Below are 3,077 nucleotides of genomic sequence, written 5' to 3'. Positions count from 1 at the left end.
TGTTCGTGAACTTCTTCCAACCCTCCTTCAAGCTGGCCGGAAAGGAACGGGACGGCGCCCGCGTGCGCAAGCGCTATCACCCTGCGGCAACACCTTGCCAGCGACTGCTGGCAGATCCACGCACGCCTGAACCGGTTCGTGCCAAGCTTGCGCAAACACAGTCGAGGCTGGACCCGGTAAAGCTGCTGCAGGAGATGCGATCGGCGCAGCAGCGCCTGGTCAACATTGCCGATGAACCCTGCACGCCGGCGCTGGTGAGCGATCCGGCGCTGGACCAATTCCTGTCGGGTCTGCGAACGGCTTGGAAGGAGGGGGAAGTCCGCCCAACTGCACGAGCCAAGCCGAGGCAAAAGCGAGGGCGTCGCCGACCGGATCCGCTCGTAAAGGTCACAGGCCAGTTGCGGGCGTGGTTCGACGAAGAGCCTTGGCGGACGAGCCGCGAATTACTGGTGCGTCTGCAGGCGGAGCAGCCGGGACAATATCCTGATCCGCTTCTGCGCACGCTGCAGCGGCGCTTGAAGATCTGGCGGAAGGAAAAGGCACACGCGATGGTGTTCGGCCCAATGCACGTGGAGTCGGCAATCGAGCTAATCGCGCATTGATCGAATCCCAGCCCAGGGGAACATTGTGGTGAGGCAACGGAAAGATCGTTCGGGAGCATTCCAGGGTGAGGCAATACGGCTTCTCTCCCAGATTGCCGCGCTATAGCTGGCTTCTTCTGTCACTCGTCCGGCACCTTTCCTGCCTTGATGTCGGCCTTTTCAGCATCGGAATTGCGTTGCTTCGGCGCCGCCACGATCGTGGCATCCACGATCTGCCCACCCATCGCCAGATAACCGGCCTTGGTGAGGTGCTTGTCAAACGGGCGAACAGGTTCTTCACAGCCCGGCCTGCGTGAGGTGCTCCGTACGCATCCGACGAAGGCCGCATGATTGGCACGCGCGCGCGTGCACGGCGGGCTCTATGATGCCGTTGCGTGAAGGTCAGGCGGCCTGCTGATCGGCGGGCTTGGCTGCTTCACGCAGGCGCTTCCAATGCCAGGGCAGTAATTCGTGCAGACGCGAGGCGGAAAGATCGGCAATGTGGGCCAGGACATCGGCGAGCCAGGCTTTCGGGTCGACGTCGTTGAGGCGTGCCGTGGTGATGAGGGTAAGCATGACCGCGGCGCGGTCTGCGCCGCGCTGGGAACCGGCGAAGGTCCAATTGCGCCTTCCAAGAGCAATGCCACGCAGCGCTCTTTCGGCCGCGTTGTTGCTGAGGCAGATCCTGCCGTCGTCGATGAAGCGGGCGAAGTCGGCCCAGCGCCTGAGCATGTAATTGATCGGCTTCAGGACCTCGGAAGAGCGCGAGAGGGTATCGCGCTCGCGGAGCAACCAGGCGTGCATGTCGTCGAGAAGTGGTTTGCTCTGTTCTTGGCGCACGGCATACCGCTCGTCAGCGCTGCGGCCGTTGATGGCGCGCTCGATCTCGAACAGCGCGTCGAGGCGTCTGACCGCCTCCAGCGCGATCGGGGAGATCGGTTTGCCCTTCTTGCCATCCCGGGCCTTTTTCGCGATGTCGGCCAATTCGAAGAATCCGCGTCGCGCATGGGCGTAGCAAAATGCCGGCGTGATCGGCTGCTGCTTCCGCTGCGGGTCGAACAGCGGCTCAAAGCCACTGTAACAGTCGCACTGAAGGATGCCGCTGAATCCGGCCAGATGTTTCTGAGGATGCTCCCCGCGCCTGTCGCTCGAGGCGTAGTAGATCGCCGCCGGCGGCGCAGGCCCGGCGAAGGGACGGTCGTCGCGCGTATAGGTCCAGATGCGTCCAGTCGCGCACTTACCCTTCGCCAGGATGCGGATGGTGGTGTCGTCGCCATGAAGGCGCTCGGCCGCGAGCACATGGCGCTCGATCAGTTGGAAGAGCGGCATGACGGCGAAGGTTCCGTGGCCGACCTGATCGGCCAGCGTCGACAGCGGCAGGTCGATGCCCTCGGCCTTGAAGCGCGCGCTCTGGCGGTTGAGTGGGGCATGCATGCCGAACTTGTCGAACAGGATTGTCGCCAGCAGTTGGGGACCGATGAAGCCGCGCGGCGTGGCGTGGAACGGCGCCGGCGGCTGGGTGATCTTCTCGCAATCGCGGCAAGTGAACTTTTCGCGCACCGTCGCGATCAGCTTGAACCGGCGCGGGATCTCTTCCAGCGTCTCGGTCACGTCCTCACCCAGTTTCGACAGCCGCAATCCGCCGCAGCAGGCGCAGGCAGTTGGAGGGTCGATGACGACGCGCTCGTGTTCGATGTCATCCGGCCATGGCTTGCGCACCGGCCGCTTGCGCGTAAACGGTCGGACCTTCTGCGTCTTCGCCGCCGCGGCCTGCGCGGCAAGCTCGTCCTCGGTCGCGGCGGTCACGAGGTCTTCGAGTTCCAATTCCAACTGCTCGATCAGCCGCGCCGTGCGCTCGGAGCGCTGGCCGTACAGTTCGCGTTTCAGCTTCTCGATGCGCAGCTCGAGATACGCAATCCGGGCCTCGGTGTCGGACAGCATGGCCTGCGCGTTGGCGGCTTCAGCCTGCCAGTTGGCAGCATCCGCGACCGCCATATCCCGTTCCGCCTGCAACGCCTCACGTTCAGCCAGCAGCGCCATGTAGGCGCTGGCAAGATCCGAGGGGAGCTCAACCGGCTTCGAAGTCATGCGCCGATTGAATCAAATTCCGTTGTATTTTCAATAAAAAAATGCTATCCAACCCGAGTTGCACGCCACGTTGCGCCAGTCTATGCCAGACAATAGATAACTCAGCTGCGCAGGAGATACTGTCACAACTCCACCCTCAACTGTCGGCCAGATGAATCGGCCGCGCTCGAGTCTTTTTGTGAACAGGCATGCTCCTTGGCCATCATGCCAAATGACCTTCAACAAATTTCCGCGTTTCCCCCTGAAGCAAAACAGGTTGCCCCCAAGGGGATTATGTTTGAGGACCTCCAGCGCCTGCAGAACCAGGACCTTGAACATCATCACCGCTTCAAAGGGCGGCCGGCCGCCTTTGGCGCCATCGGAGCGCTTCAGCGCCTTGGCCAGCGGTTTCCGGCAAGCCACCACCGC

2 protein-coding genes and 2 pseudogenes are annotated in these 3,077 nt (G+C 62.7%); 1 reads left to right on the top strand and 3 read right to left on the bottom strand.

Features of this window, described 5'->3' with window-relative positions:
- Window positions 1-602: pseudogene (locus OHD58_RS30295) on the top strand (transposase); the annotation flags it as partial.
- 122 nt (window positions 603-724) lie between these two features.
- On the opposite strand, the pseudogene OHD58_RS30290 reads toward OHD58_RS30295, so the two are convergent.
- From OHD58_RS30290 to tnpB, 3 genes and pseudogenes are all read right to left on the bottom strand, one after another.
- A pseudogene (locus tag OHD58_RS30290) lies at window positions 725-862 on the bottom strand (IS5/IS1182 family transposase); the annotation flags it as partial.
- A 121-nt stretch (window positions 863-983) separates the two neighbouring features.
- Complete coding sequence (tnpC, locus tag OHD58_RS30285) at window positions 984-2,669, bottom strand: IS66 family transposase (RefSeq protein WP_263807286.1); 1,686 nt, start codon at window positions 2,667-2,669, stop codon at window positions 984-986.
- Between the two features lie 30 nt (window positions 2,670-2,699).
- A partial coding sequence (tnpB, locus tag OHD58_RS30280; protein ID WP_263807285.1) for an IS66 family insertion sequence element accessory protein TnpB occupies window positions 2,700-3,077 on the bottom strand: 378 nt, incomplete at its 5' end.

Source organism: Mesorhizobium sp. ZC-5, from assembly GCF_025753855.1.
In the GTDB taxonomy this organism is placed as follows: Bacteria; Pseudomonadota; Alphaproteobacteria; order Rhizobiales; family Rhizobiaceae; genus Neomesorhizobium.
Note: the sequence above shows the minus strand (reverse complement) of the source record. Positions and strands in the feature narration are given on the sequence as shown.